Genomic DNA, 23,924 nt, shown 5'->3' on the forward strand with positions numbered 1-23,924 from the left:
TTTCTATCCTCCTTCTTTAAGGTGCGACGACAAATGCTAGGCCTTCGTGCTTAGTTTTGAATAGCAATACATCATCGTAAGATTGTTCATAGTACAAGTAGTTACCGCTTGAAGAAGCACTTGGTGCGTCAAGTCCTACAAATTCATATTTTTGTGGCGCTGCCATACACGGAATGTGAATCAAGAAGAAATGGATTTGTTTAGCAGTTGGGTCAACCTTAGCTCCATTTGTGAAGTTGTACAAGGTCTTCATACGGTCAGATGGAATAGATGGCTCAATCGTCACATCGTCCAAACGACCAATAGAACGGTCAATAACTGTACCTTGTCCGTGGATATTGACTGTACGGCCAAATTGCTTGATGTTCTTGATCATGCGTTTAACTGCTGGTGTACAGAAAATAACACGACCTTCTGCTGGTACTCCAGCTTCGTCCATTTGTTCCATCAGCTCATCGAATGTTGCGAGGAAGTTTTCCTCAGTCAAATTCAATGACTTAATTTGTTTACTTTCTGTATCAAGTTCTTTCTTACGAGAGAACAATTTAGATACCATGAATTTATCCATTTCTGGAACTTTTTCAGTATCGTTGAATGTTTTAGTGATGTTAGCAATGGAAGTAACATAGTTAGTTTCATCAACATCTGATGGGTCTACTAGTGTTGACCAGTAACGCTCGTTAGTCAATGTGTATGTTTCCCATTGGTTTTCATAGTTAGCGTCAATGTTCGTAATCGTGCGACGTGTACGATCTTTACGTCCTTCTTTAATCAAAAGACGTGGTACTTTCACTTCTTTAGCCCCTGTGAATTTCAAAAGCGTGTTTGATGGAGAGTTCCAAAGTTTGTTAGTGAATAACAATCCGTTTTCACTGTAGCGGGTTTGCAAACCTTGTTGGTAAGCCTGTGCATAGTTCAATGTTGCTGGCATATCTGTTCCTCTTTTCTATTTTTTGATTATAGATCTGACGTAAACGCATTAATCATCTGCGTTGTCAGGTCGTTAGCAACTGTTTCTTCTTGTGTTGCCCCTTGCGGCTTAGCACCAGCGATATGTGGTTCTACAGCCTTTTCTGGAGCAAATAAAAAGCCTTTAGATTCCTTCAAAGTCGTCAACTGTTCATCTAACCCAGTCACCGCTCCGTTGTCACCTAATCCCAATTTAGACTTATCTAGTAGACTAGACACGATTCCAGCGTCATGAACCTTACCGCTTAAGTGCATTTCAATAGCATGATCTAGTTGCATTGTCTTGAGTTGTTGTTCATGTTCCTTCTGTTGTGTCTTGTACTTGCTGTCCAAGTCTGAGTATTTTTGTTGTAAGTCAGCATTGCCTTCAGCGTCTTGTTTGAGCTGTTTCATGTCCTTATCACGCTCTTTCAACTGGTCCTGCAAGCCCTTAGCATTATCTTCTGCAGCAGACACCTTCGCTTGTAGGTCCTGTGTTGATTTCCCATGTTCAGACATAACTGCTTCAACTTGTTCTTCAGTCAATCCTAACTGTTCCAAAAATTTACGATTCATTTCTTTTCCTCCTGTACGTTTGTTTTAACGTGGCAACGACCACGACATTTTGGTAAAGTAAAAAAGCCTTTTAACGCCATGCCCAGGGCGAAAGAAAACCGCCTCGATTTCGACGCGGTTAGTTTTATAATTCGATTCCTTCGATTTCTGATCGAACTTCTAGCCAGTATAAATACTGACCCATGGCACGTTTTTGATTTTTTAAAACTTCAATTGAGCATTTTGGCTCAAATTCAAGCGTACCAGCTTCGTATTTGATAATCATTTTATGTAATTTTGTATATTTATCCTTAAGCGAATTATACTCATCGATAAAGCGTTCTTTCCAATCTTTCATTTTTTCAATCCTTTCTTTACACCTTTAATTATTCCGCTGATTACGGCCATAATAATAAATATTAACAACAAAAATACCAACCACCCGAAAGCGATTGATACCCAATCCCAGATAAACATGTCTTTACTCCTCTACTTTTTCGTATGTTTCTTTAAAGATGTCAGGTTTGCATGGATAAAATTCACCTTGCACACCCTTGATGATATAATCTCCTGTTTTTGCGATCATAACCCCCTCAAGTGTTTTGATCTCACACCATGCGGGGTTCTTAGTCCACTTGCCATTGTCATGAACAATAATCTCATTCCTGGTCACTGCGTCCCAGAACCAATCCTCTTCAATCAAGCAACGTTCATTAAGTTGAACTGCCTCAATGACCACTGGTTTTTTACGGTATTTCATTCCTCGCTCCTTCCTAAGCATAAGAAAAGCACTTAGATTTCTCTAGGTGCTCTTAGTAATTATATCCAGCTTCTTTTTTCATTTTGTCGAAATCGCTTTTTACTTTAGGATTCAACATGTATTTTTCAGCTAAAGGGCCATAACCTACATTTTCCGGATGTTGCAGTATTTTTCTTACAGTATCTATATCGTCCTCACTTGGAGAATTAGGAAATTCCATCCATTTGTAAAAAGAATCTAACAAGATTTCAACAACAAAAACCCTTCTTTTCAAATCAACCAAAGCGCAACGTCCGTCCACTAAGGTTACTAGCACATTTTTCCTTGCAATATCTAACCCGATTATATTATTTAATTCGAACAAATCTATCACCTTCTCTCATAAATAATTTTATTCCGATTTTTTTCAATGATTCCACTTGTTTATTTGTTGGAATGCTATCTGTAAAATACATACTAGAAACATCAGATAAGAGAACTTCTCCATGATATTGAGCTTCAACATATCTTATTCCTAATGATTTACTTACTTTTTCTGGAGTGTCTATATTCGTGTTTTTCAAGATAGAAGTATAATCTTCCAGATAATCTTTATCGATTCCTACAAGACGAGGTTTGTTAGGATTGTCAGCAACAAGGTCTTTGAAAGCGGCTGGACCCAAACTATTGTTTATTGTAAAGGTTGTTCTATCAGCTATTTTCTCTTTTGAAAAATGAACGATAATATCACCATACTGTTCAACACCAGCGTAGGCTTTTAGATTATAGATAAAATCTTCATAAGGATCTTTATTTCCAAAGTAGCCATACTTTTCAAATTCAGGTTTTTTCAGCCTTTTACCTTGCAAACCAAAAAGTTGTTCATTTGCTTGACGACGATACTTCGTATTTACAGTACCACCGCTTGTTCCAGTTTCAAACTGGTTCAAAAATCTACTTGAATCTATCAATTTATCTATATTTTCAGATTTGAAACGCATAGCATAACTGCTATTAGCGAAAACTTCTTTTAATTTTTCGCTAACAGTTTCAATATCTTCAATAGACAAAGTTTTCTCTACGTAATCATTATACCATTTTTTAGAATTATTAGAGAAATTTGCTAAAGTTTTTATCTTTGTATCTAATCCTTCAGAGAATTTATCCGTAGATTTCGTATCTTCCTTATAGTCTTTCGCAAACAGTTTTTCTTTGACAGCTTCCCCTTCACGCTCCCATCCTGCAAAGATTTCGTCCAGAGAACGTTTCTCGGTAGCTAGTTTTACTGAGCCGTTGTTTTGCAAGATATTGAAGTAAGGACTAGGCTTGTCAGATTTGACTGCAGGCCTGATAGTAGAACGGCAACGGACATGGAATGGAGGTGCGGTTCGACCTGGTTCATATTCCTTAACAGAATGAACCTCGTGATTTTCTAGCCTGCAAATCTCACTTGTGCGACTGTCTAATACCGCTACGATTTCGTAATGGTCGCCACCTAATTCTTTGATAGTATCTAGCGTCGCGAGGTTATTATAAAAGGTCGTCTCAGTCCTGACAAGCGTATCAGCCCTATGATAGGCAACTCCTGTACGTTCAGAAAGAGCCCTAGCCATTCTATCAACAGACCAACCACCTGTTAGGCCTTTATTGATTGTATCACTGATAGATTTATAAACAGCTGCATCATGCCCCCACACATTCGTTGAGAATGTTTTACCGCTCCAGTTACTAGCCATCTTATGCCTTACTGCATCTACACCTAATATTGGTTTCTCTATTATTCCGAAATGAGCCAGGTTCTTAGCTTGATGGATTTTACCTTTGATGTAGACGTCACTCAGAGCCTCTGTGACTTTGTCATGTATGCCGTCTGGCTTACCGTATAACTCAGCCGTTAGACGCTCAATTTCGGCAAGCAAAGCCTCCTTACGACTGATACGATGGCGATAGCTCAAAGCGTCCAACAGGGGTGTCGGTGTATCAGGATTCAAGGCCATCTCACGGAACCTTTCAAGGGTTACATGCTTAAACTCTCTACGCTCTTTATCTGTCAGATATTGCTTGGCCTCTGCATGAGTCATTTTATTATCAACCGCATACCTGGCATAGAACTTCTCAATCTCAGAAACCAGCTGGTGTTTATAATCTGCTAAGGATTGACCAATCTGGGCCATATACCTATCAGCAACTATCTGAGCGTTTTGTTCCTGTTGTAAAGCTCGCTCAGTCCAATACTCATCTATCTTTTTCTTGTTCTCGGTCGTCATGATCTTCATCTACCTTTTTGAAATTGGTCTGAGAGTATGGAGCTTGTCCTTGTTCCTGTTGTTCTTTCAATCGTTTCTCAACCTCTGGTTGATACCATGGATGCTGTTCACGAATACTTAGGTCGTCTAAGATACCGATTGAGTTCACACAATCTTGAATAGCTTCAGACTCATTTGAAATGATGTCACGGTTAAAGACATAAGTAAATTTAGATGAATCAAACGCTACTCCTTTGTTAGCTGCATACTGTTCTACAAACCAAAGGAATTGCTTGATACCTTTTTGGAACTCATTTTCTAGCTCGTTACAGTCTAAATCAAGGTCTGTATAGCGCCATTTAAGAGCCTGACCGCTGGCATTACCTAGATTGTCATCTTGGGTATCAATGGCTCGAGCAGCTTCATACAAGAACTTACGAGAGCGTTCGATATCTGCTTCAACTCCGCTAGTATCATTGTCTGCTTGTAGGGTATCTACACCACCATCGCTAGAAACCTTGATAGAGCGAAACTTGTTCAGGTTATTCATGAACTCGCCTAAATCTGCACCCTGATAGTTTTTCAAAACATAAATCAACTTCGGCATATCTGCCAACATATCAGCGTTAGTAGACATTTGAAGTTGAATATTATCAATCAAAGATTTAGTTTGAACTAAAAGACCATCCTCATACTCGTTGTAACGGAATGGAATCAGAGGTACTTTCTCCCAAGTATAAGGAATCCGTGTGCCGTCTGCGTTGACGTAATAAAAATTCCCCTTGGTCTCCTTAGACAATGGATTGAGCTCAAGGTGTGAACCTGTCCAGATATAATCTGTAATTCCTTGTTCATCGTAGTATTCTACAAAGGTTTTAGTCTTCTTCACTCCGCTTTCGTAGACGGCTTGTTTGTAGACACGTACAAAGGCAGAGAGTTCCAAATGACGCTCATCTTTCCAAAAAGGAATAATCTGTTCACTTGGGATTTTAAACAAGCGTAGACGACCATTCTCGTCGTAATAAGGCAAGCCATAAGCTATCCCTTTCATCACTGCTTCCTTACCGAGCGACTTAATCGTAGATAAAAGGTCCTCGTCAAACACACTATCTAAAAAGTCTTGCGACTTTTCTCCCTCAACCGAGATTGTCGGTTTTTTAGAAAACAAGTAACCAACCTTCTGGTCTACCAACTTCTTGAACAAGCCTAATTCAATCCTTGAGTTCGTCCGCCAGTCTACATCTACTTTCTTATTTCGAATAGCTGTGCGATTTCGATAGTAGTCGTAAGCCTCTTTCATCGTGCTTACCTTCTCAGAATTCTGGTGTTCTCTTATCTCAATCTCTAGTATTTCATTTTGGGTTGTATTCTTAATCAACAACCGCCTAATTAACCATTTAAACCAATTACTCAACATTTCTCCTTCTCCTACCAGAATGATATTCCTGGCTGTCTCATATCGTCTTCAAACGCATATCTAGTAGCGTCGATTGTGTGGTCATTTACTTCTTCTAATTTAGGCTTGGGATTTCCATCGCGGTCAACTGCATAGTCAGCGCTTTCGAACTCTCTTGCAATATTCGGTGTGCGTTCTGGATCTATCACAATGGCATCCAAATCATCCAGCCAGCGTTCTCCATACTCACGACTATCAGGACCTTTCTTAGCACCTTGAACAAGCGGGATATTCAGCTGCAGCTTTAACTCATCAATCGACTTAGGTTCTGCGCTATCACAGGTTATCATCTGAGATTGATAGCCTTTCTCACGGATTCTTTCAGCCAATTCACGGTTGCTAATCTTCACGCCATAAATCTCATCGATTGCATAGATAACACGTTTCTTCTTGTCGTAATGCCATCTTACAAAAGCCAGAGGGTCATTAGCATAACCAAAGTCGTTACCTTGCCGAATGTTATCGAACCTTGCTATCTCCTCATCTGTAATCTTGCGGAATACCAGATTTTCAAACGGTGCTACACCCGAACCGATAGCCTCCCCCAAATACTCCCAACGATAACGCTTCTCAGAACGCTCTCTCGTGGCCTCTGCTTCTTCTATAAAGGCTTGGGATATATATGGGTTGTCCAAGTAAGTTGAATGGTGTACGTGGGTGTTCGGAGGCTGTATGACGCTCTCGTATTTCTTATTCACCCAAGATTGTTTTCTTTTTGGCGGGTTGTAAGAGTAAAAGAATTTATAAAAAAGACCGTCAGCCAATTCTCCACGTAGAAGTGAGTTGGTGATTGTCTTTACTTCATCTTCAGTTTTAAACTCGGCTAACTCCTCAATCCAACCAATCGCAAATGGAAAGCGACTATCTTTCAAGGATTTGATACGCTCTGGATCTTGCGCACCACGAAAGATAATATAATTCCCCCTTGGAATATAGGTTATCTTCAAAGGAGATTTATTAATCTTAAATAAATGACTGACCCCTTGCTCACTAATCGCCCATTTCAATTGCTCGTAAACCGATTGTTCTAGGGTATTATCTGTCTTACGAATACACACGGCATTGACTGGATAGCGCATAATCAGTTGAATGATAGTGTGCCCGAGGTCGCTTGATTTACCAGAACCACGCCCACCTTTTTCAACTACATGTAAGATTTTAGGGTCAAATGCTGCACGCCACATAGAGTAAAAAGCCTTAGGAATAAATTCACTCATTCTACGCTTCATCGCCAACTCCTATATCATCAACGAATTGAACAGCCGAAGACATCTCGATTTCTTTTCTCTCTAAATAAGCCCCGTTCACTCTGAATATGTGGTCTAGAGAACGTTGTCTTTCTTCAATCGTTGGAGTAAATTCATAAGTCGTTTCCGACACCTTTACACCTTCAGCAGTCTTTACAGTTCTCTTCGAATACCCTTGTTGAGTTTCCCCTCTAGCAATACTAGCAGAGATTGCCAAGGCTTCTGCGATTGACATTGAACGTTCGTCAAAAAGTTCTTCTGTACGTTTTTTGATGTATTCAGAAATGTCAACTTTTGTCAACAATCTTTGTCCTATAGACCTCGCTGTTTTATCAGAATACCCTGCTTTTATTGCAGATTGTGTTGCATTTCTACTGATGATGTACTCATCTGCGAATCGTCTTTGTCTTTCATTCAATTTTCCATCACCACCTTTCAAATAATCAAAAAAGCCACTCAAAGAGTGACTGTATGCGGTAAGTGGGTGCCTCCCCCACCAGAGCCTTATATAGCGCTACTTTATCTCTGTCCTACAGGTTAATCAGCCTAAATCTAATTACCGCCCTGTACCCCTATTGTGATAGCTACTCACAGAGATACAATTGGAACGACAGGACTCGAACCTGCCTACGTTTCAGACCCTTTATAGTCATATCGCTCCACCAACTGAGCTACGTTCCAACTGCAAGTAGACTACCGACTTGCGTGTTAATTAGTAATCAATTTGAAAGTTTTCCTTTTTTTATTTTTTTGTAGTCATTTAAAACCTCTAGCGGAATCAAACCGCCTAGCTTATAACTTATCCGGAATATAATTAGCTACGCAACCATGCGAGGTTCGGTCGCTTCTGCAACCATTTTTAAGTTAATGAGTGATATATGAATGCTAAGCCAACTGCCTACCCCATTCTGGGACACAAACACTCAAACGGCGATGCCCGGAATCGAACCAAGGGAAACATAGGAGAGAAACCACTTACCTGTCACCGCCAAAACGAGGCCGAAACCTCGGAAAAATATAATAAATTATAAAGGAGACGTCAATGAACGAAACAGAGGAAGGGACTCGAACCCTCAACGCCTTTACGACACCCTGATTTCAGGTAACCATCTACCAATTCTGAGACCTCTCTTTTCAATTCTTGACACTACCATTCTAACAGATTTTAGACTTCATGCGCATTCACTTTAGCTCACTTTGTCTATGATTGTCTCCTCTAGTTCGGACTCAGCCTGTTTGCGTAATCTGTAATAAGTTGCCTTGCTAATTCTCAAATTGTCGCAAATATCCTCAATGTAAGTCTTAGTGATGTAAGTCATTCTAAGGACAGACCTGCTTTTTGGATTTTTAAGCCTGTTGATCATTCTACCAAGTTCAAGTTTTCTGTTAATAACCTCTTTAGTATCCTGCTCTATAGCCTCTTTCATCACGACAAGCTGAGTATAGACATCATCAACTTTTCTAGTCTGTCCACCTTGGACTTTGACACCTGACCACTTAGGACTTGAGAGCAAACCTGCCTCAAGCTCATTGATTTCATCTATACGGCTTTGGATGTCCATGTCAAGGTCTTGTAATTCTTTCAATAGCTCTTTAGCCTTGTTCACTCTCTATCTCCTTTGTGATATAATAATATTATTGAGATTAGAGTCGAGGTAGAGAGTGCCTTGGCTTTTTTTGTTTATCAAGGGTATCTTCTAGGTTTCATGCTGGTCACCTCTCAATTCCATAGTATTCATAACCACATGGCACACAGCAAAATCCATAACTATTAAAGTATTCATCAAATACTCCAATCTCGCTATCGCAAATAGGACAATGCGTCCTACGGTATCTTTCTTCTTTGTTCAGACCGTTCAAAATTTTCTTTTTGCGTTGACGTTTATTCATCTTGCATCTCCTCAATCAACCAATCAAGGTTCTTTCTGGCTTTCTTCAGGTCTTCAAGACCGTTTTTCTTCTGGAATCGCAGTTGATACTTCAAGGCATTTCCAAGATAAAAGCCTTTCAGCTGTTCTGGTGTCATGAAATTTCTTAAAGCATCGATAGATTCCATTCCATACCGACCTTGGTAGTGGCTTGGGTTGTTTACGTTGTCAATTATTTCTGGTTTCATTCTTTCTCCTCAAAAAGCTCTGGATTTTCGTAGACGTTGCCAACAACTCTATAAGAGTAACTTTCATCGCTAAGAATTTCATGAAATGGTGCAATATCATCTACGCTTATTGCTTCTATCATAAAGACAGCTTGCTCATTATGCCAAGTCAATTTTGCATTCCCAAGGACTTCTCCTTCATCTTCAATTTCAAGAATATCCCCCTCAAATATTTCCTTACCGTTCTTGTCTTTGAGTCCTGTTGATTGCATGAGTACTAAATCTTCTGCCGAAACCATGTAAGTAATTCCATCCCCAATACAATATAACTCATCCTCTAGCCAACTGATATGGTCGATATAATTATCCATTTTCTGTTCTTTCTTTAACCACGCTCTAAATTTCAGTATCATCCCAAAGCCTCCTCATCTTCCAATTCAAACGCTACATGTGGCACTAGCTCTCCAACATTTATCATATCTTTTGTTAAGACAAACTTTTTATATTCTCCGTTGTCGTCTTTTTCTTCAAAAAATGTTAAGTAAAATCCGATGCCTTCAAACTCTTCATCATTTCCGTGGCTTGTATGCTCAAATTCATACTTACCAAAATTTACGCTCCCCTTGAAGTCAAAAATCTTGATAGTATCGCCTTCAAAAATCTCTGCCCCATTTTTGTCATAGCAACCAGTAGACCTTGCGAAAAGATAGCGGGGATTTTTCAAGTCTGCAAAAGTCAGGATTTTTTTAACTTCTTCAAAACCCAAAAATCGTTTTTCTTCTCTGTCGTATGCTCGTAGTCTGATCATCATCATTATTTTAGTCCTCCAATTGGTAGTCGTGCGCAACCGCAATCCGTAATGCTAGTGAATAGGTCTCCGAACGTGTTCGCCCAAGCATAATTTCCCTTTTCTTTAAATTCGTACACCGTCATTTTCAGGATTTCCTCGATCACTTTTACTTTAAAATGTGTCATGGTGTCCTTATCAAAATCTACACTTTGTAGGATAAGCTTTGAATGGAAAACCTTGCCAAAACCTGCTATCTCTACATATACTCGTGTCCAAGACATTAAATGATCATATTCCCAGCCTCCACTCAATTTAAAATCTGGCAAATTCACCTTTTTAAACATGCCTGCAATTTTCTTGATTTCATCTTCTTTTTTTGCTCCTGCAAAAGGATATCTTTGTGGCTTCATCATAGTAGTACCTCATCTCCTATTTTTAGAGATTCATAGTTTGTTTTAGTAACTACGAACACTCCATAATTTTGTACTGTGATAGTGTACATGTCGCCAATTTTCTCCTTTTGTAAGACTCTGCCTTTAATTTCTGCACCTTGATTATCAGCTTTATAGACGACAATCGGGCGTTTTTCTTCTAGTTTTTTAATGTGGATACTCTGCCAGATGTTTAGTCCAGCAGACAATAAAATCCAGACTGCTATGAATCGTTTCAATTTGTGACCTCCTTGCTATCTAATTTTCGTTTTTCAGCTTCTTTCAATCGGTCAATTTTGGTACTGACATAAGCCATAGCATGTGTCAGAAGAGGAGTAGGATATAATGGCAGCATTTTGAGTATTCGTTCGTAGTACTCAAGTTCTGTTTCTCCTTCAGTCAATTGTATTTCGCTTGGTGTTTCAAATCCATCTAACCACGCTCGGGCAAAAGCGCCCATATTTTTATACTTAAAGAGCCATTCCGCAGTTTTGGGACTCGCTGTCCCTTGTTTTAATAATTCTATAGCGTCGTCCAAGCACAACTTCCAATTTTTAGCTTCATCTATGTATTTCCCAACGTGATCTGGCACCCTGATTCTAGCCATTCACTCCACCTCCTTACTCTTAATTTCTCCAGTAAGTCTATTTTCTAAAATGTGACTTGTATAGCAAATATCGCTTTTATATGTATAGTGAGTAACAGTTTCTTCATTCCATTGACTTCGTGTGTAAGGGTATCTGTTTGGTCGTTTCATGTTACCACCTCATATATAAATATTTCGTATCAATATCTTGTTCTAAAATACACTCTTTCAGCGACTTTAAAACTTCCAATGCACCGCTGACTGTTCCCCATCTATTTTCAGGTTCATACTGCACATACTTTTCAGGGTACCGTTCTAATTCAGAGATACCGCGTTGAATGTTATCTAAAACATCAGCAATGGTGTACGTAGTGTCTTGGTCAAAATCCCAATCCATAGCAATTCTAAACATCTTTCCGAGATTGTATGTCGGAGAACTATATCTAGGTTCAGCGATACAAATATAATCTCCGTTTTCTATTTTCGCTAATATTTCTAAATCATAACTCATTCTTCCACCTCCTCAACTCCCACGCCATCGCAATCAAACACCCAGCTGAAATCCGCTTCTTCAAGTTCTTTACGGGTGAAACTATCTGCATGTCGTCCTGTGTAGATAAATCTTGGTGATAATATCTCATTGTTGATGTAATATTTTCCTAAGCATTGTCCAGTCGCTTTCACCTTCACAATATACTTCGATTCTTTCTCGACCTCGTAGCCAAAAATCCAAGCTAGTGCGAATGTTTCTTGGTTTTCTGCCCATTGCATCCACTTTTTAATCTCGGTATTTTCTTCAAAGATACTCATTGCTCCAAATAAAGAACGCCCTATATTTTTTGAATGCGTTATCCAATCCGCCACACACTGCGGAACTTTGACTGGTTGCGGTTCGTCTAGTTGTTCAATTAATTTTAATAACCCGTTTCTACTGATTTTAACCGTATCCACGATAAGTCCCTCTTTGTAAGGCATACCCTCAATACGTTCAATCAATTCCTGCTTATTCATCTTCTAACTCCTCAACTTACCTTGTGGCTTTCCAATTCTCCAAATTCTTGGCCATGATTTACAAAATACGAACCAATCAGGATAGCGTCAGCTTCATCGTCTTTAACGTTCAGGTCGAATTCATCAGACACCTTAGCAACTGCCTGTAGCTTCATCGACTTTTTACTTCGGTCCTTGTAACTAAACTTCCAGTACTTGCGCCAAGTCGACACGTTCACGAAGTACACATTGTCAGCAATCAGTCGGCCAAGAATGATACCTGTCACAATTCCAATACTAATCATAGACTGCTGATTTGGCCCCATGACTGAGTTCTTCTCGACTACAATTGATTCAAAGTGGCAGTCGTACTTCTGGAGCGCTCTCGATTGAATCGCTCGCAATTCACTAGCCATGAACCGTCCACGTTCAAAGAACGACTTGCTTTTATGTTTTAAGACACCACTCTGGACAAGGTCAGAGCCGTGAAATACGGCCCAGCCTGTCGCAGTAGTTGAAATGTCTAACGATAATGTCAATGAACTCATTGCAGTTCTCCCTTGAATCCACAGAGATCAAATAGGTTTCGTTTATTACTCTCAATAAACTCAAAGAACTTCTGAAGTTCGGCCAAGCGGCGCTTTTCTCTCTTGATTCCATGGCTCGTATGATACTCTGTCGGCATTTTCGGTGTCGCCTTAATATCTAACCAGTAGAGAGGCTCAAACACGTCGCCGCTTGTATCAAGAGAAGCATCTGCATCTGTATTTCTAAAATGCATCTGCATATCATATTCAATTTTATTGGTGATCGTGATGGTCTTGTCCACGATTTCAAGTGTGATATCTGTTCCTGGTATGTCGATTTTATTTAGCATTTTTTACTTCCTTTTATTTCAATTCTTTTGCGATAGCAGCAATGACATTGACTGTCACACTGTTTCCTGCTTGTTTATATAATTGACTGTTCGAGTTGACCTCTTGCGCTTTGTCAAAAGCCCAGTCTGGGAATCCTTGCAATCTCCAACATTCACGAGGTGTTAGTTTTCTAATTCTAAAATCAGGCTCAATTACTCCTTGACTTTCTCCAGTCAAGAGGGTATTGGCTACTTGCTTCCCAACTCGTCCTCGTCTTGTTTTTGAGTTTGGGTGTGACGAGTTCACACTATCTCCAATTTCTGCTTCTGCATAACCTTTAGATGTTGCTTCTTTGACTCTGATTTTAGGTTCAAGACCTCCACCTTGATAGGCTCGGATGGTTGGTGATATACCATCAGTATCATACACAACACCGCTTTGATTATAGTTCGGTTGCAGAATTCCAAACTGTTTTATTTCATTTTCGATTAAAACTTTCAACGGATCCTTTTGTGTCGTAGTACTACACAGAGTAGGAGCCAATGAGTCAATTGAGACGACATCACCACTTTGTGATTTCCCTTTTTTTCTAATATTCCCAACCTTGTTTATTTTTGGTTGTTCACAAGTAATCGATGCACCATCTCCGCTGAGAGGAAATACTTTTCGTCCACTTCCTCCTCTAAGATGTCCGATAATGAACACACGCTCCCGATTTTGGGGGACTCCAAAATTCTTGCTATTAAGCACTTGCCATTCCACATCATACCCCAATTCGTCCAAGGTTCGGATGATGGTTTCAAATGTAGCCCCTCCGTCATGGTTGAGGAGTCCTCTGACGTTCTCAAGGAATAAATATTTAGGTCTGAGAACAGATGCGAACCTAGCAATTTCAAAGAACAAAGTTCCTCGTGTATCTTCAAAACCTCGTCTGTTTCCTGCAATTGAGAAAGCCTGGCACGGAAAGCCCCCACAGATAACGTCCACACTTCCGAATCTTCGAATAGACTCATCTGTGACTCTTGTAATGTCATGTAATTCAATTTCTCCTTCTGTGTTATGTATCGCTTTATAACTGGCTCTAGCGTATTTGTCTATTTCACAAAATCCAACGCATTCATGCCCAGCGGACTCCATACCAAGACGAAAACCGCCGATGCCAGCGAATAAATCCAAAAATTTCATCTGTTTATCTAAAAAAATGCGACTGCCTTTGTGAGAATTGGCTAAATACGGGCAGTCGCTCGTCCAAGATCACATGACCTTTACTGACGTTTTCTAGTTCGCAGTTTTACAAGAATGCCCGGCTTGTTGGTTTTTGAGTTGTTTCCATTTTGGAAATAGTTGGTTTTGGGTTATTTTTCCCTCTTAAAATGGCAACAATTCAATTATGATAAAATCTTCCTCAACTACTTTGACTTTATCAACATACGCATCCTGTAACTCTTCTTCTGTGTGATACATTGTTCTGTTTTCAACACTTTCATTCCAACGAATAAATCGAGGTTTGAGTCCAGGCCAACCAGAACGACCAAACAAAGCAATACACTCATCTTTATCTTGATATATTGCAAATGTGATGCCATGAGGACAACCTGTGTCGTGAGTTTCTAGTATGTCTTTTACTTGTTTACTCATCAGACCACCTCCACACGCTGACTCAACGCTTTCGTTTTGCAGTATTCACAATGACCGCATGGCTTCGCCTCTTCTTTCCCTTTTTTTACATCGTCAAGATGCTTTATAAGCATAGATAACTCAGATAACTCGTAATCAAGTTTTTCCTGAGATTGAAAAACAATCGCTCGGGTATCAGGAGTAGATTCTTTAGTCACGGCATAGATAACAGGGGTAAACTCCTTGCCATACTGCTCTTTCAGCATTTTCTTATAAGCCGCCATCTGAAGGACATATCCCCAAGCTTCGAACCAGCGGACTTGAATATTTCGTCCGCTTGCTTCATCCTGAACCCAGACCATGCTGTCAATGTCTGATTTTGTGGTCTTAATGTCTACGAAATAGCCCTTTTCAACATTGAGGCAGTCAATCTTGCCTTTAAATTCCACACCTTCGATTTCGCCTGTGACAGCAACCTCTTTCTGGCCGACATAGTAATCCATAAATTGCTTGTCAGCTTCCAATCGCTCAATCATGTGCTGACCAACTAAGAAGTCAGATTTTAACTGACCTTTGGTTTTCCCAGCTTTCGAAATCATGGCATCTGCATTTTCATCCATAAACTTCTTATGTGCTTCTGGGCTTTCAAAATAGCTGTGAACCATGTTACCAACCAAAAGAGCTGTGTTATCTCGTTGGTCTTCCCACTCTCCCTCTAGCTCTGCCAATGCCCGTGCTTCGCACTCTCTAAATCGCTTGTATTGCGAGATAGACCAGTAGCGACGTGCGGAATCTACCGAGTAGTAGTCTTTTCCAAGTAAGTCCATTGTCATTTCATCTCCACCTTTACTGATTTTGTTCGTGGCTCAAATTGAACGCCGTGAGCATTGAGCCATTCTTTGAATTGCTCCTTTGTTTCCTTTGCGTTCTCTGCTGGAAAAATTAAATCTACAGTAAATTTGTAACCATATTTTTTAACGCCATCCTCAGAAGCCATATTTTGCGATTTTCGGCCTGTTTCTTGCTCTAGGGTATGATTGCCCCCTGAACTGCTTTCTGACCCAAATTCAGGCTGATTTTGGGCGTAGAATTGATCCTGAGTATCTTGTTTCGCTTCTGCTTTGGTCCGTCTAAGCTCATCTGCGTCTGCATGTAAGATATCAATAGTATCCAAAGCAGAGCGCCCCTCTCTTAGCAAATCAACGTACTTTTCAGGATTCAAACCTTTAGCTACTGCGATAGCAGTCATTTCATCAATACGCTTTTTTAGTTCGGTTTCCGCTTTAGCTCGTTCAGCTAATGTCTTGTCATCAAGAATTGCTTGCAAAACATCAACAAGTTTCGCTCCCTGGTCATAACTGCGAATGTAGACAGTAGGTCCGAAACCAGCTTTAGCTGCCGCTTCTGTAATCTGGATAAGTCCAGCTTCACGTTGTTGCTTCTTAGCGGCTTCTTCTGCAACCAATCCGACGATCATCTTAGAGGTAGCTTGATTGATTCGCACATTGTCGGCCATAAAACACTTCTTCTTGCTGAAATCGTCAAAGTAAATAGCAAATAATTTGATGTCAAGTTCTGTACCACTTTCTGCGATTGCAGATTCAAAAGCTTCTCTGACCGTTTCCTTTCGGGCTTCTGTCTCTCTCTCCTCAAATTCCCTGATTTGATTTTTAATGTCTGTCTGCAAAGTTTTGATAGGGTCTAATATGCTATCAACCCAAGCCTTTGCTTCATCAAGAGGTTTAGAGTATTCTGAAAGCTGGTTTTTAAGTTCTTGTTCAATCTGACGCTGTACTCGTCCCAACTCGTCTTTGACTTTAATGTCATCTGATAAAGTTTCTTCTGTAACGATATAGCCAGCGTATTTCTTTTTGTAAGACTCTAAAGCTTGCTCCAAAACTTCTTTGCCTTGGATTTGGATTTCAGCAGCTTTTAGAACAAAACCAATCTCTAAATTTGTTACTGGAACAAGTTCTAAGCTATCTGTCACATCTTTTAATTCTTCAACCATTTTAGAAATCCTCTCCTTCTAGCATGTCCATTTGACCATTTTCTGACTCTTGGTCAATTACTCCGCCCGTTTCTTCGTTAAAATTTGGAATTTCATCTGCAGGGTATTCGGTAGAGGTTAATTCGCTATCATTTGCCGTTTTTTCAGCCATTTTTGGGGTTGTTTTGGTTCCTTCGGTAAATTCTCCATATACAACGTCCTCGCTCTCTGTGGGCGTACTATGAGCTCCTAGGATACCGTCCAAAGTTTCAGCGACTGGCTCTTGAGTAACATCTTTGACTTCATTCTTGTTTGAAACTGTGCTATCTTCGTTATCTGCAACGATTGCTTCCTGCAATTCGGTAGAAAGAGGGGCATAAGTTGAAAGCATGTGCTTTAATACCGTTTTACGAGCCATAGCGTCAAAATCAGACTGCCATGGACTATATTTACTAGAGAATGACTGACTGTACTTCTTGCCGTGCGCTTGGACACGTTCCTTAGTCCAAAAGACTGTCTTTTCAAAACCATTGGCCAATCGCATGAAAGCAAAGTAACCTACCACTTTTTCGTTCTCTTTTGGAATAGCAGTCATGTCTACTTCAAGATCCTCAGTCAAAGGGTTAAACCCTTTATACTGACTTTCATAGACCTCTCCAGCATTTAAACGTGTCACTTGTCCGCTTCGTTGTGCAAGCTGAATCAAACCCTTATATCCCACTTGGAACTGCGCTTGGTTCTTGTAAGGTACGATATACGCATATCCAAGGCTAGGCTCGATTGGCAAGTTAAGGACTGCAGCCTTCATAGCAGCGGTCATGATGCTTTCATTGGTAGCTTTAGCTAGTAGGTTATTGTTCATTACGATACTAAGCAAACTGGCCACAAATTGCTGACCGTTACCGTTTACCACTTCAGAAAATTTCTGTTTTACAGCTGGTGAGTTAAAAAATTGTTTATGTGTTAGTTCGTTTGTCATTTCTGTTTCCTCCTATGCATCCATGTCAATCCTGCTTCTAGATTTACTGTTTAAGTTATCTAATTCATTGTTGTAGTCTTGAATAAGTTGTAAATTCCGGTCAATGAAGCGTTCTACAACTTGACCTAGAAGTTCTTGCGTTGTCACGCCTCTCAATTCAGCAAGAAGTCTGATATATTCTTTTTGTTTTTCAGAGATTTCTGCTCTTATGAATAACTTCCCTTTGTTAGTTATCTGCGTCATTTTCTTCTTCCTTTCGTCTTCTTCAAATTCCAATTTTCACGCTTTATACGCCGATTTTCGTTTTGCAATTTCAAAATAATATTTTGTTGGTTGTTGATGATTTCTCCGAGCTCAATTCCAAGATGCATATACTCAGCTCGCCAGTTGTCGATTTCTGCAAGTAGTTCCTGAATCATATTTCATCACCCACGTATCGATACTGCCCACATCCAACATAGATGTATTGGCTTGGGTCAAGTTCTTCTCGTTCTTCAGGCGGTTGCATTATATCTCTGTCATAATCAAACATGAGCATACACCTTTCCAAGCTCAAGCACTCGTTTCACATATCTGGCCTTGGATGTTAGCCCAAGATCCAGCAATTCGTTTTTTTCTTCATAATTGGCCAAAAGCCATACACGGTTTTCAAGTTCAATTCTAGTCATTATCTGATCCTCAACGTAGCACTTTCATAATCACTTTCTTAGGTTCTGGCAAAGCTAACGGCTCAGGATTCAAACCTTCAGGACGTTCGTTATCAAACGTAAATCCTTGAAACTCTCTGCGGATGTTTTGACGGATCTCCTCACGTTCAAGTTCACGACCGATTTCAACCGCTTCATTAAGCACTTGTATAATCTTCGTATCACGTTCTTCCAACTTGCGTTGTTTTTCAAGTTCGTGCAGTTCCATTTGTCGTGCTAGAATCCCAGCACCAATAAATCCCAAAATCACTGCGCCGGTTCCTAAAAGTTGGTTGATTAATGGTGGTTCAAACATTATTCTTCCTCCTCGTCTACTTCTGTCAAATTCTCTTTAATCGCTCGTTCTGGATCCATGCCATTTAATACGTCTTTGATGACATGTGAGATGTCGTGGATTACTTTCATTGGCTTTTCTAACTCCTTAGGTAGCCCTAAAAGTTTTGCAGTTAGCAACCCAAGCATGGATAATTTATGTAGCCTCTCTTGCAGCTGTTCAATGCGTTAAATTTTTTCCTGTTGCACTTTGATAATTTGGTCTTTGTCAATCATTGTTTTTCTCCTCTAAATCTTTAATTTTTGTTAAATAATTTATGCCGTTTCTTCTAATTAGCAGTACGTTGCCAATTGTTGTGATACCATTGAATTACGGCATCCCTTGGATATTTTTCGCGTTTTCCTGGAATCCTTGGAAAGTCTTCGTGGCTATTAAAACGATCATCAAACGTTCCTGTATCTCTTGTGCCAAGTAACATCTCAGAACATTGTGACTTATTTAATTCCATCGGATAACGCTTTTTCTCATCTGTTATGACGTTCATTACTTTTAAAGTCCTGTCCATCAATCCAGCTTCAAACTGATCTAATAATTGATTCATTAAGTCATTCATGATATAATTTCCTTGAAAATTTTTAGTTAGTGCCTGATTGCCGTCAGGTGCTTTTTGCATATCTCGTTTTCGTTCATGAAATAAATTGGTTCTAAACTTATTTTTTCTATTAATCCCCCTCTCTAAAAAACACTAACTCCTTGTTTTTCCCAATAATCTATGTACTCTTGTTGTGCTTGTCCGTTATATCCACACGCATGGAATGCCAAGCCGTAATTACTATCACTTTCTTTTTTGTCTAACAAAACTTCTAATTCTGATTTGACGAATTTTTTTAACGCTTTTAAATCGCCACATGGATAAAAAAACTCGTACCCATCAATTACTAACTGCCATACCCACCCAAGAGGAGTTTTGTTATAAATGTATTTGATTTCCATTTTCCTTCTCCTTTCAAACCAAAGTCCTAAATTAGAAATTTTAAACTTCTCTCTTTATTTATTAAGAGAAGTAGGACTTGTTGTTAATTAATATTTATTGTTATTTAATACTTGTTGTTAGTTAATATTTATTAGTGCCCAAAATCTGACATCTCACTTTCTGACATCTCACTTTCTGACATCTCACTTTTCGGAATGTCAGAATTATAATTCATAGATGCCTTTTTGATAGACAGGTTTAATCTCTGTTTCATAATATCGAATTGGAAATCAGATATTTTTACATCTGAAAAGAATCTAAATATATGACTCCCTCCATTTCCAGGAGGTTTTTTTCTGATTTTTCGTAAATATCCAGCCTCTTCAAAGATTTTGAAATACTTATCGATTGTCTTCCGGTTAACACCTTTTCGCTTGGCTATCTCCTCTGGATAGACTTGCCAGTTTGGGTGATTAGCCAGCACCACCATCATGATGCCAACCGCTGTAAAATCCAGCGCAGGATCATTGATAAAGCTATTACTAACGGCAGTATAATTTTCAGTCGCATTCTTGAAAGATAAATTGACAATCTAAATTTTTAAAGTCCGTCATACGCTCTCCTTTCTATTTCTAATTTCCTTATCAACTGCTCATTCAAGTCGTTTCTAGATAGCTTTTTCTAGTCTTTTAGAAATGATTTCTACATCTGAGCCGTCCAGTTTCAACTGGTCGGCTTTTTCATTTAAACGAGCTTCAATGACTTGGTTAATTTCAATCCATTCTCGTTTTGTAAATTGGCTTCTGAATTTTAGAAATTCGTTTATTGTTTCTTTCATGCTTTGTCCTCCTCAAATCTTTCCCACGACTCGCTGATTCGCAATTTTTTATTAATGCGAAGCTTCAAGTCATCACTTCCTTTGCCATCTTTGAAAAGTTGTGTGATAGCTGATGGACTAACACCTACAACAATGGCCAAGTCCGTCTGTGACCATCCACGTTTCTCAATTCGCTCTTTTACAAGCTCAATCCACTTACGATGTTGTTGGCTCATGTTCCTCCTCCTTTTTAATTAGTTAAGTTAAAGAGTTAGTAAATTATTTTATAAAATGCTTGACAAAATTAATGTATAGTATTAAAATGAAAGCATAATTAAAAACCTTGATAAAACCTTATATCTATCAATTTTCTTGCTCGCCAAAGCTATTTATTTTTAGATAAGTTTTAACTTCGTTTTTTACTAACTCATTAACTTACAAAAACTATTTTAATACTTCACATTAACTTTGTCAAGTGTTTTAATGAGAAATATTAAATATTTTTTGTCATGTTCTCAGAAAGGTTGAAAAATCAATGTTTCAGACATTTGACAGAATTAAAGAACTTGCCAAAAAGCAAGGACTTTCAATAAATTCATTGGAAGAAAAGCTTGGTTACAGTAGAAATACCATTTATAATTTAAAAAATTCAAAACCATCTACTGAACGAATTTCAGAAATAGCCGATTACTTCAATGTCTCCACTGACTACCTGCTCGGACGAACAGATAACCCTGCTATTGCTGGGAATAGCGTCACAAAGGCAGAAATAGACCTCAAAAAAGACGCAGCAGAAAGTTTCTTTTACGATGGGCACGAACTTAACGACGAAGATTTTGATCTTATCTCCTCGCTACTAGAAGCTCGTATGAGAAATAGAAAGTAATACTTGCCTATGACAACACCCGAACAAGTCTGTTCTGAACAAGGTATCGATCTAGTTTATTTTGATGGTAGAGGTTCCCACAATAAAGGACTTTACAACCAACCCCACAATCTCATAGCAGTAGACACTTACCTAGATGATATTGAGAAAAAGAAAGTTATCTATCACGAGATAGGACACAAAGAGCACGACCCAGAACAGTACAAACGAAGACGAGAAGAATACGAACTCCAAGCAGATAGAAACATGATACACTACCTGCTAAAAGAAGAACTTGAAACAATGGATGACTTCACTAATTTCAACTACCTTCATTTCATGGAGAAATACAACCTAAAAACCATGACAAATGAAATCATGGTCAAGGAAGAATATTTAGCATTAGTAAAATAAAAAGGAGTATCAATATGGAAATTGATAAAGTAAAAGCCGATTTAAAACAAGTCGGAAAACGTGTAGCAGAACTCAGCCAAAGCATTACGAATGAAGAGCAAACCAAAAATGCCTTCATTATGCCTTTCTTCCAAGCGCTTGGGTATGACATCTTCAACCCTCTTGAATTTGTCCCAGAGTTTACTGCTGATGTGGGCATTAAAAAAGGCGAAAAAGTCGACTATGCGATTATTTTGGATGGCGAACCACAAATCCTAATTGAATGTAAATCAATCACAGAAAACCTTACTAAGCACGACTCTCAACTATTCAGATATTTCGTAACTACTAAATCAAAATTCGGTATCTTGACAAATGGTAGAGAATATAAATTCTTTACTGATTTAGACGAACCAAATAAAATGGACACAACTCCATTCTTAACAATCGATGTGACTGATATCAAAGAAAACCAATTTACTGAGATCATCAAATTCCACAAAGAGAATTTTGATATTGATAATATTGTCTCATCAGCTTCTGAATTGAAATACCTCAACAATCTTAAAGCGTTTCTTACTGAAAATATCACTACTCCTTCAGATAGCTTCCTCAGATACCTAACATCAGAAATCTATGAAGGTCGTGTAACTCAAAATATCCTAACGACATTTTCTCCTATCATCGTGAAAGGATTTAATCAATTCATCACAGAAAGAGTTAATGAAAAATTAAGTGCAGCACTTAATACTAGCGTTGAAACAAAAGTAACAACCGATATTCCAAAAGTTGAATCTGAACCTGAAGAGATTGTTGAAGCAGCTGATGAAATTATCACAACTCCTGCCGAGTTAGAAGTCTATACTGTTGTTAAAATGCTTGCTAAGGATGTAGTATCCCCAGAGCGTGTATTTTACAGAGATAACCGAAGCTATTTCAATGTTTTAGTTGACGATAATATCAAAAAGTGGGTATTACGTTATCGTTCTAATTCAAAGAAAAGCACTATAGAAATTCGTGATAAAGGTATCTTCCCGGTATCTACTCCTCTTGAAGTTGCAAATTATGCCAACGAGATTTTAGAAGTAATCAAGAAATTCTCATAAAACAAAAAAGCCCCACGCTCTCAAACTTTGGCGAGTCTGAGCGTGAGGCGGTCGGTGTAGTAAGAGGCATTAAAAAGCCCTCTTTACTGTACCCATTTTATCAAAAAAGAGGTACAAATTCAATGGCATATTTCAGAAAAAGGGATAACGGTTGGGAATATCGTATCTCTTACAAAGACAAAAATGGCAAATACAAGCAAAAGTCAAAAAGTGGATTTAAGACCAAGAAACTGGCTCAAGCTGCAGCAAGAGAGATTGAAGAAGATCTAACTGAAAATATACTAACGAACAAGGATGTTACGCTTTATGATTTTGTAAAAACTTGGTCTGATGTTTACAAGCGTCCCCATGTTAAAGATAAAACATGGGATACATATACTAAGAACCTTAAGCACATTCAGACATATTTCGAGGACTTGAAAGTTAAGGATATAACACCCCTTTATTATCAGAAAAAGCTAAATGAGTTCGGTGAGAAATACGCTCAAGAAACACTTGAGAAATTCCATTATCAAATTAAAGGCGCTTTAAAAGTGGCAGTCAGGGAACAAGTAATCAGTTACAACTTCGCTGAAGATGCTAAAGTCAAATCTCAGATAGAAACCAGGTCAGAGGATAACGACTTCTTGGAAGAGAGCGAATATAAGGCTCTGATTTCATCCACACGCTCGAATATACAGTATGTGTCCTATTTCACTCTCTACCTCCTTTCAGTCACTGGTATTCGCTTCTCTGAGGCTCTAGGCTTAACGTGGAATGACATAGACTTACAAAATGGAATAATAGATATAAATAAGTCTTTTGACTATTCAAAGACTCAAGATTTTGGAGACTTAAAAAACGAGAGTTCAAAAAGAAAAATCCCGATCGATAAGAACACAATTGAGACTTTAAAAACTTATAGAAAAAAATACTGGCAAGCGAACATAAAGAACCGTGTTTGTTTTGGAGTTTCAAACTCTGCTTGTAACAAACTCATTAAGAAACTGGTAGGCAGGCCTGTCAGAAACCACAGTCTAAGACACACTTACGCTTCTTACTTGATATTCAAAGGGATAGACATTGTAACTATATCGAAGCTATTAGGACATGAGAGCCCAGATATAACCCTAAAAGTATACTCACACCAAATGGAAGCCTTGGCAGATAAAAACTTCGAGCAAATAAAAGAAATATTTCTAACGGCTTAAATTTGGGGCGGATTTGGGGCAAAATACCCACAAAGCCCGATAAATCAATGGTTTTTAATCCGTCTACCGCCTT

39 protein-coding genes and 2 tRNA genes are annotated in these 23,924 nt (G+C 38.8%); 4 read left to right on the top strand and 37 right to left on the bottom strand.

The features are described 5' to 3' along the window. Positions 1-16: 16 nt before the first annotated feature. The 37 genes from N8M16_RS09190 to N8M16_RS09370 form a co-directional block, all read right to left on the bottom strand. Positions 17-931 (bottom strand): capsid protein, encoded by a 915-nt coding sequence (locus N8M16_RS09190; RefSeq protein WP_261070066.1) that lies wholly within the window; start codon positions 929-931, stop codon positions 17-19. Between the two features lie 26 nt (positions 932-957). Further along, positions 958-1,524 (bottom strand): phage scaffolding protein, encoded by a 567-nt coding sequence (locus tag N8M16_RS09195; protein ID WP_261070067.1) that lies wholly within the window; start codon positions 1,522-1,524, stop codon positions 958-960. A gap of 124 nt (positions 1,525-1,648) precedes the next feature. Beyond that, complete coding sequence (locus tag N8M16_RS09200; RefSeq protein ID WP_049500591.1) at positions 1,649-1,861, bottom strand: crAss001_48 related protein; 213 nt, start codon at positions 1,859-1,861, stop codon at positions 1,649-1,651. 123 nt (positions 1,862-1,984) lie between these two features. Continuing rightward, positions 1,985-2,263, bottom strand: a complete 279-nt coding sequence (locus N8M16_RS09205; protein WP_049500593.1) for a hypothetical protein — start codon at positions 2,261-2,263, stop codon at positions 1,985-1,987. A gap of 52 nt (positions 2,264-2,315) precedes the next feature. Then, positions 2,316-2,627, bottom strand: a complete 312-nt coding sequence (locus N8M16_RS09210) for a hypothetical protein (protein WP_152903169.1) — start codon at positions 2,625-2,627, stop codon at positions 2,316-2,318. Beyond that, entirely contained in the window at positions 2,611-4,509 is a 1,899-nt protein-coding gene (locus N8M16_RS09215; protein ID WP_261070068.1) for a minor capsid protein, read from the bottom strand. The genes N8M16_RS09210 and N8M16_RS09215 overlap by 17 nt, the downstream gene beginning before the upstream one ends. Then, complete coding sequence (locus N8M16_RS09220) at positions 4,478-5,905, bottom strand: phage portal protein (protein WP_261070069.1); 1,428 nt, start codon at positions 5,903-5,905, stop codon at positions 4,478-4,480. The genes N8M16_RS09215 and N8M16_RS09220 overlap by 32 nt, the downstream gene beginning before the upstream one ends. A gap of 11 nt (positions 5,906-5,916) precedes the next feature. Next, positions 5,917-7,173: a PBSX family phage terminase large subunit gene (locus N8M16_RS09225; RefSeq protein ID WP_261042734.1), complete on the bottom strand. Its 1,257-nt coding sequence runs from the start codon at positions 7,171-7,173 to the stop codon at positions 5,917-5,919. After that, complete coding sequence (locus N8M16_RS09230; protein ID WP_261070070.1) at positions 7,163-7,609, bottom strand: terminase small subunit; 447 nt, start codon at positions 7,607-7,609, stop codon at positions 7,163-7,165. Before N8M16_RS09230 ends, N8M16_RS09225 begins: the two co-directional genes overlap by 11 nt. A 184-nt stretch (positions 7,610-7,793) precedes the next feature. Further along, positions 7,794-7,872: transfer RNA gene (locus N8M16_RS09235), tRNA-OTHER, on the bottom strand. Positions 7,873-8,241: 369 nt separating this feature from the next. Then, positions 8,242-8,323: transfer RNA gene (locus N8M16_RS09240), tRNA-Ser, on the bottom strand. Between the two features lie 55 nt (positions 8,324-8,378). Further along, positions 8,379-8,798, bottom strand: a complete 420-nt coding sequence (locus N8M16_RS09245) for a DUF1492 domain-containing protein (protein ID WP_214614759.1) — start codon at positions 8,796-8,798, stop codon at positions 8,379-8,381. 106 nt (positions 8,799-8,904) lie between these two features. Further along, the gene (locus tag N8M16_RS09250) at positions 8,905-9,081 is read right to left on the bottom strand and encodes a hypothetical protein (protein ID WP_261070071.1); all 177 of its coding nucleotides are present in this window, start codon (positions 9,079-9,081) and stop codon (positions 8,905-8,907) included. After that, a complete protein-coding gene (locus N8M16_RS09255) occupies positions 9,074-9,307 on the bottom strand; it encodes a DUF3310 domain-containing protein (protein WP_261070072.1) in 234 nt (77 codons plus the stop codon). The genes N8M16_RS09250 and N8M16_RS09255 overlap by 8 nt, the downstream gene beginning before the upstream one ends. Further along, positions 9,304-9,699: a YopX family protein gene (locus N8M16_RS09260; protein WP_261070073.1), complete on the bottom strand. Its 396-nt coding sequence runs from the start codon at positions 9,697-9,699 to the stop codon at positions 9,304-9,306. Before N8M16_RS09260 ends, N8M16_RS09255 begins: the two co-directional genes overlap by 4 nt. Further along, positions 9,696-10,052 (bottom strand): YopX family protein, encoded by a 357-nt coding sequence (locus tag N8M16_RS09265; RefSeq protein WP_261070074.1) that lies wholly within the window; start codon positions 10,050-10,052, stop codon positions 9,696-9,698. The genes N8M16_RS09260 and N8M16_RS09265 overlap by 4 nt, the downstream gene beginning before the upstream one ends. A gap of 47 nt (positions 10,053-10,099) precedes the next feature. Next, positions 10,100-10,489: a hypothetical protein gene (locus N8M16_RS09270; protein WP_261070075.1), complete on the bottom strand. Its 390-nt coding sequence runs from the start codon at positions 10,487-10,489 to the stop codon at positions 10,100-10,102. Continuing rightward, positions 10,486-10,746 carry a DUF1372 family protein gene (locus N8M16_RS09275; protein ID WP_261070076.1) on the bottom strand — a complete coding sequence of 87 codons (261 nt, stop codon included), beginning with the start codon at positions 10,744-10,746 and terminating at the stop codon, positions 10,486-10,488. Before N8M16_RS09275 ends, N8M16_RS09270 begins: the two co-directional genes overlap by 4 nt. Further along, a complete protein-coding gene (locus tag N8M16_RS09280) occupies positions 10,743-11,114 on the bottom strand; it encodes a DUF1642 domain-containing protein (protein WP_261070077.1) in 372 nt (123 codons plus the stop codon). Before N8M16_RS09280 ends, N8M16_RS09275 begins: the two co-directional genes overlap by 4 nt. Positions 11,115-11,265: 151 nt before the next feature. Then, positions 11,266-11,604, bottom strand: a complete 339-nt coding sequence (locus tag N8M16_RS09285) for a hypothetical protein (RefSeq protein ID WP_261070078.1) — start codon at positions 11,602-11,604, stop codon at positions 11,266-11,268. Then, entirely contained in the window at positions 11,601-12,104 is a 504-nt protein-coding gene (locus N8M16_RS09290; RefSeq protein ID WP_261070079.1) for a DUF1642 domain-containing protein, read from the bottom strand. The genes N8M16_RS09285 and N8M16_RS09290 overlap by 4 nt, the downstream gene beginning before the upstream one ends. 11 nt (positions 12,105-12,115) lie before the next feature. After that, the gene (locus N8M16_RS09295) at positions 12,116-12,631 is read right to left on the bottom strand and encodes a RuvC family protein (protein WP_261070080.1); all 516 of its coding nucleotides are present in this window, start codon (positions 12,629-12,631) and stop codon (positions 12,116-12,118) included. Further along, positions 12,628-12,960: a hypothetical protein gene (locus N8M16_RS09300; protein ID WP_261070081.1), complete on the bottom strand. Its 333-nt coding sequence runs from the start codon at positions 12,958-12,960 to the stop codon at positions 12,628-12,630. Before N8M16_RS09300 ends, N8M16_RS09295 begins: the two co-directional genes overlap by 4 nt. A 13-nt stretch (positions 12,961-12,973) precedes the next feature. Continuing rightward, entirely contained in the window at positions 12,974-14,125 is a 1,152-nt protein-coding gene (locus tag N8M16_RS09305; protein WP_223335892.1) for a DNA cytosine methyltransferase, read from the bottom strand. 183 nt (positions 14,126-14,308) lie between these two features. Then, on the bottom strand, positions 14,309-14,578 hold the full coding sequence (locus tag N8M16_RS09310) for a hypothetical protein (RefSeq protein WP_223335893.1): 270 nt from the start codon (positions 14,576-14,578) through the stop codon (positions 14,309-14,311). Further along, a complete protein-coding gene (locus N8M16_RS09315; RefSeq protein WP_223335894.1) occupies positions 14,578-15,390 on the bottom strand; it encodes a PD-(D/E)XK nuclease-like domain-containing protein in 813 nt (270 codons plus the stop codon). Before N8M16_RS09315 ends, N8M16_RS09310 begins: the two co-directional genes overlap by 1 nt. After that, positions 15,387-16,568, bottom strand: a complete 1,182-nt coding sequence (locus N8M16_RS09320) for a DUF1351 domain-containing protein (protein WP_223335895.1) — start codon at positions 16,566-16,568, stop codon at positions 15,387-15,389. The genes N8M16_RS09315 and N8M16_RS09320 overlap by 4 nt, the downstream gene beginning before the upstream one ends. A gap of 1 nt (position 16,569) precedes the next feature. Continuing rightward, entirely contained in the window at positions 16,570-17,526 is a 957-nt protein-coding gene (locus tag N8M16_RS09325) for a recombinase RecT (protein ID WP_261070082.1), read from the bottom strand. Between the two features lie 12 nt (positions 17,527-17,538). Next, entirely contained in the window at positions 17,539-17,769 is a 231-nt protein-coding gene (locus N8M16_RS09330; RefSeq protein ID WP_223335899.1) for a hypothetical protein, read from the bottom strand. After that, positions 17,766-17,945, bottom strand: a complete 180-nt coding sequence (locus N8M16_RS09335; protein WP_223335901.1) for a hypothetical protein — start codon at positions 17,943-17,945, stop codon at positions 17,766-17,768. The genes N8M16_RS09330 and N8M16_RS09335 overlap by 4 nt, the downstream gene beginning before the upstream one ends. A 105-nt stretch (positions 17,946-18,050) precedes the next feature. After that, the gene (locus tag N8M16_RS09340; protein ID WP_261070083.1) at positions 18,051-18,194 is read right to left on the bottom strand and encodes a hypothetical protein; all 144 of its coding nucleotides are present in this window, start codon (positions 18,192-18,194) and stop codon (positions 18,051-18,053) included. A gap of 10 nt (positions 18,195-18,204) precedes the next feature. Beyond that, complete coding sequence (locus tag N8M16_RS09345; RefSeq protein WP_261070084.1) at positions 18,205-18,528, bottom strand: hypothetical protein; 324 nt, start codon at positions 18,526-18,528, stop codon at positions 18,205-18,207. 307 nt (positions 18,529-18,835) lie between these two features. Then, positions 18,836-19,120 (bottom strand): DNA-binding protein, encoded by a 285-nt coding sequence (locus N8M16_RS09350; protein ID WP_261070088.1) that lies wholly within the window; start codon positions 19,118-19,120, stop codon positions 18,836-18,838. Positions 19,121-19,242: 122 nt separating this feature from the next. Then, positions 19,243-19,500, bottom strand: coding sequence for a hypothetical protein (locus N8M16_RS09355; RefSeq protein ID WP_261070085.1), 258 nt, complete (start codon positions 19,498-19,500; stop codon positions 19,243-19,245). 131 nt (positions 19,501-19,631) lie between these two features. Beyond that, positions 19,632-19,973: a helix-turn-helix domain-containing protein gene (locus tag N8M16_RS09360; RefSeq protein ID WP_261070086.1), complete on the bottom strand. Its 342-nt coding sequence runs from the start codon at positions 19,971-19,973 to the stop codon at positions 19,632-19,634. 174 nt (positions 19,974-20,147) lie between these two features. After that, complete coding sequence (locus N8M16_RS09365) at positions 20,148-20,318, bottom strand: hypothetical protein (RefSeq protein WP_164993738.1); 171 nt, start codon at positions 20,316-20,318, stop codon at positions 20,148-20,150. After that, on the bottom strand, positions 20,315-20,533 hold the full coding sequence (locus tag N8M16_RS09370; RefSeq protein ID WP_061590136.1) for a helix-turn-helix domain-containing protein: 219 nt from the start codon (positions 20,531-20,533) through the stop codon (positions 20,315-20,317). The genes N8M16_RS09365 and N8M16_RS09370 overlap by 4 nt, the downstream gene beginning before the upstream one ends. 299 nt (positions 20,534-20,832) lie before the next feature. Between N8M16_RS09370 and N8M16_RS09375 the strand changes: the two genes are divergently transcribed. From N8M16_RS09375 to N8M16_RS09390, 4 genes are all read left to right on the top strand, one after another. Continuing rightward, positions 20,833-21,183: a helix-turn-helix domain-containing protein gene (locus tag N8M16_RS09375; protein WP_061590135.1), complete on the top strand. Its 351-nt coding sequence runs from the start codon at positions 20,833-20,835 to the stop codon at positions 21,181-21,183. 9 nt (positions 21,184-21,192) lie between these two features. After that, positions 21,193-21,576 carry an ImmA/IrrE family metallo-endopeptidase gene (locus tag N8M16_RS09380; RefSeq protein ID WP_061590134.1) on the top strand — a complete coding sequence of 128 codons (384 nt, stop codon included), beginning with the start codon at positions 21,193-21,195 and terminating at the stop codon, positions 21,574-21,576. 14 nt (positions 21,577-21,590) lie between these two features. Further along, positions 21,591-22,661, top strand: coding sequence for a type I restriction endonuclease (locus N8M16_RS09385; protein ID WP_061590133.1), 1,071 nt, complete (start codon positions 21,591-21,593; stop codon positions 22,659-22,661). A gap of 122 nt (positions 22,662-22,783) precedes the next feature. Next, a complete protein-coding gene (locus N8M16_RS09390) occupies positions 22,784-23,851 on the top strand; it encodes a site-specific integrase (protein ID WP_261070087.1) in 1,068 nt (355 codons plus the stop codon). Positions 23,852-23,924: the final 73 nt, after the last annotated feature.

The organism is Streptococcus mitis (genome assembly GCF_946188375.1).
Classification (GTDB): Bacteria; Bacillota; Bacilli; order Lactobacillales; family Streptococcaceae; genus Streptococcus; species Streptococcus mitis_CX.